Source organism: Acetivibrio sp. MSJd-27 (assembly GCF_018918095.1).
Lineage (GTDB): Bacteria > Bacillota > Clostridia > UMGS1840 > HGM11507 > HGM11507.
In genome coordinates, this window is sequence record NZ_JAHLPV010000081.1 from 1 (window position 1) to 2,769 (window position 2,769).

Consider the following 2,769-nt stretch of genomic DNA (forward strand, 5'->3'; position numbering starts at 1 on the left):
GACGCGTTCGGGAATCAGAAGCAGGAACAGGCAGAAGACAACAATCCGTTCCGTTACTGCGGAGAATATTTCGACAATGAAACCGGATTTATCTACCTCAGGGCAAGGTATTATGACAGCGACATTGGGAGGTTCACGTCGGAGGATACGCATTGGAATCCTGCAAATAATATATATGACAAAGAAGAAACTCAGAACAAACAAAAGGCTCAAAAACAATATCTCATTTTAAAACATATAAACAATTTATATATAAGTTCTAATATGTCTCTTGAAGAAAAACTTAATGAGGTAGCTAGATGGAAATTAGGACAACTTACCGACGAAGAAGAGCAAACAATAGAAAATGAAATTAGCGGTATTCAAGAGCCATCTATAAAAATAATTCTACAAAGTAGCAATCTGTATGTGTACGGAATTAATAATCCAAATTCATATATAGACCCAAGTGGGAATTTTGCTATAACAGCTTCAGCAACAACGGCTGCAATAATAGCGGCAGCAAAGGCGGTTGGTGTTGCTATAGCATCTACAGCAGCAATCATTGCAGTTGTTGAAACAATCGAGGCAATTCAGAAAGCTAACAATAATGCTGTGTTTTATGAAGCGTGGATTTCTGGCGGAAGTGTAAAAACTGGAAGAAAGTTGTCAACAGCAGAGGCAGCCGTCAGAGTTATATTTGGAAAAAGCGTATATAGCAAGAGTAAAACTGCTGCATATAATTTAGCTAAAATGGCAAGTGGAGGAAAAGAGCCGGTTCATGATAATCCTCATGGTGTAGGTAGTGGTTATAAATCACATTATCATTTACATGGGCGTAAAAATGGCTCTCATATTTGGTATTGGTAAAGGAGAAAAGAAATGAGTAACTATACTACAGCTGTTGTTTATCCAGCTATATCTTCACAAAAAATAAATCGTATTGGAAAAAAAAATAATTTAATATTTACACTCATAGATAATTCTTTTATAAAAAAACAATTATTAAATAAAGATATACAATACTATTTAGTCGAATGGATTAAAGATGAATATAATATACCTATTGGAAAGATGGAAAGTTTTAATATTGAGTCAAAAACATTAGATAATTTATCAAAGATTTTAAATGACTCAGAAGATTATTTTATTCAACTGATAGAGAAAGAAAAAAAGAAAAAAAGTTATGCAATTCAGCAAAGTTCGAAAAATTGGACACAATTCCTAAAAGATTTTTTTTCTGAAAACTCCAATAGTAAAATAGGCTTATTATCACATTGGTATAATGGTCTTATAGAAACTGAAGAGTTGCTAATAAAAAAAGTTTCTAAGCTCATCATAAATAAGTCTAAGGAATCCTATACAGTTGAACAAATGGAAAATGATGTGTTGTATATTTTTGAACAAGCCCAAGGGAATGTTTAGTGTGTAAAGAATGTCAATTGGACAACTCTAGTGAGTTAACACATCTAGTGTATGATAAATTGTTTCAGGGGACGAATTTGATGTCCGACAACAGGTGACATTATTTTCGTCCCCTGTCTTTTCCTCGGTATCCACCCATGAAAAATACGACAAGATGGGAAATCTGGTCTACCAGAAGGACGGCAACAACAATGTGATCGCTATCACCTATGACAAACTGGGACGTCCGCTTGTGCAGACCAACCCGGACGGGACAACCAACCGGTTCAGCTATGATTCGGTCAGCAATGAAATCATTCTGACCAACCAAAACAATGTGAAGCAGAAAATCAAATACGACAAGCTGGGACGGGAGCATGCAATCTATATGGAAGAGCCGGGTTCCGGCTATCAGAAAATGAAGCAGACGGACTACGATCTTTTCAGTCGTCCGATCAAGATATCTCTGTATGCGCAAAGTGAGACAACTCCCTCCAGCGTGATGGAATACACCTATTATGCGGACAGCAGTCCAAAGTCGGAGACGGCAAAAGAAGGCAGCAAGGTTCTGAGCAAAAAGGATTACGCCTATGCAATCAGTAACAGTTTAAACCAGACTACCGTGGAGGTGTATTCGACCGATACGGCGAAAACCCAGATTGTACAGAAAACCGATGTACACGGCGTGATCAAGGAACAGCAGGCAATCTTTGACGGGAAAACCTATACCCAGAGCTTTACTCATGACACCTTGGGCAATGTGCTGACAACAACCGACTTCCGCGCCAATGACGAGAATTATACCAACAAAGCCGTGCAGAAAAACACCTATGACCATGCTAACCGGGTCACCAAGCAGGAGGTGCTGAAGGACGACGGCACCTACATGGAAAGCACGGTCACTTATGACAAGCTGGGACGGGCAGTGTCCGCAACCGATTTCAACGGAAATACGGTGACCACGGCATACAATAAGCTGAACAAAGAAACGGAAGTTGTCACACCGATGGAAGAGAATGTGACGGCAAAGGTGAAATACTTCTATGACGCGGCGGGCAACGTGACGAAGCAGTATCAGCAGAACAACAAGCCCGGCGAGGCAGAACGCTTCAAGCTGGTGGAGACGGTTTACAACAGTATGAATCAGCTGGTTTCGGTAATTTCCAATGACGGAAATATTGACAATATTGTGAAATACGAGTATGATGGAATTGGAAATATTACGAAGATGACAACAGGAATTACCAATATCAATGACGCCATCGATCCGTCGGTTCACGGGGTGACAACCTATACATACAACTATCTGAACCAGCTGGTTTCCACGACAGATCCGCAGGGGAATTCCGTGACCAACATCTATGACAAGCTGGGCAATGTGACCAA

General features: G+C 39.8%; 3 protein-coding genes. All 3 read left to right on the forward strand.

What is annotated here, in order from left to right; translation table 11 throughout:
• Positions 1–849: RHS repeat-associated core domain-containing protein (locus tag KQI32_RS13105; RefSeq protein ID WP_216426060.1), on the forward strand; the 849-nt coding region annotated here is incomplete at its 5' end.
• Positions 850–861: 12 nt separating this feature from the next.
• Positions 862–1,404 carry a hypothetical protein gene (locus KQI32_RS13110; protein ID WP_216426062.1) on the forward strand — a complete coding sequence of 181 codons (543 nt, stop codon included), beginning with the start codon at positions 862–864 and terminating at the stop codon, positions 1,402–1,404.
• 94 nt (positions 1,405–1,498) lie between these two features.
• On the forward strand, positions 1,499–2,769 hold a 1,271-nt coding region (locus KQI32_RS13115; RefSeq protein WP_216426063.1), incomplete at its 3' end, for an RHS repeat domain-containing protein.